General features: G+C 67.4%; 1 protein-coding gene. It reads right to left on the bottom strand.

Annotated elements, in window-relative coordinates; genetic code table 11:
* Nucleotides 1–1,036, bottom strand: a 1,036-nt coding sequence (locus H5411_RS46540) for a site-specific integrase (RefSeq protein WP_220818395.1), incomplete at its 3' end; no start/stop codon positions are given.
* Nucleotides 1,037–1,149: the final 113 nt, after the last annotated feature.

Here is a 1,149-nt window from a genome sequence, read left to right on the forward strand (position 1 = left end):
CGGCCAGGGCGCGACGAGCGTCCTCGACACCCAGATGGGAGTAGGTGTCGACGGTGGTGCTGATGCTGGCGTGCCCGAGCAAGTGCTGGACGATCTCGGCGGCGACCCCGCGGCGCAGCAACCCGGTGGCGTAGCTGTGGCGGAACAGATGCGGCGAGAACGCGATCCCGGTGCGGGCTCGCAGGCGGCGCACCAGTCGGTCGACGGTGGCGTAGCTCATCGGCGCGCCGACCGGCGAGCCCCAGAGATTGACGAACACGTAGTCACAGTCCAGCGTCCCGTATTCCTCGTGCAGGTAATCGCTGTAGAGGCGGAACAGGTCAGCATCGGCGGGAACTTCCCGTGACCACGTCTTTGCCCGCGCTCGGTTCACGTTCCTCCGGGGCCGAACCGCGACCAGCCGACGGCGGGCGTCGAGATCTTCGTGCCGCAACCCCAGCGCCTCACCGATCCGCAATCCCGTGCCCTTCAACAGGTTCAGCAGGAACTTGTCCCGCAACCGGTCGCAAGAACCGATCAGCGCCGTCATCTCCGCCTGGCTCAGCTCCCGTGGCGGCCGCCGCTCTGCTCGCAGCGAGATCGCGCGGTGCCGCTCCGGCCGTGCGCCCAGGTGCGCCAGGAACGGCTGCCACGACCCGCCGCGGCGGCCCGGCCGCCACCGCGTCAGCAACTCACCGAGCTCGACACCGTGCCGCTGATGAAACTCATAGAACGACGCCAAAGCCGACAGCTTGCGATTCACCGTCGCGGCAGCGAGATTCGCCTCCACCCAGGGCAGCATCGCCACCCGTCCATCGCGGGCCCCGACCGGCAACCTCAGCCACGTCACGAACCGGCCCAGATCCTCCAGCGCGACCCGATCCCAGTGCAGGCCACGGCAGTGCAGGAACTCGAAATAGTCCCGCAGATCATGGGCATAGGCGCGCACGGTGTTCGGGGAGCGGTCGATCGCGGTCAGATGCGCCAGGAACCGATCCACCGGATCCAGCACCAGGCCGTCGGCCACAACAGTCGCCGACTCCGTGCCCGAAGGCATCACGACCCGCTGCACCCTCAACGCTGATCCCGTCATAGACGGAGCAAGGTAATCCGTCCACAACGGACGCAAGGGAGGCACGCCAACCCAATCGTGTACATCGTGGACACTCA

Origin of the sequence: Amycolatopsis echigonensis (genome assembly GCF_014174495.1) — a bacterium.
GTDB classification, from domain to species: Bacteria; Actinomycetota; Actinomycetes; order Mycobacteriales; family Pseudonocardiaceae; genus Amycolatopsis; species Amycolatopsis echigonensis.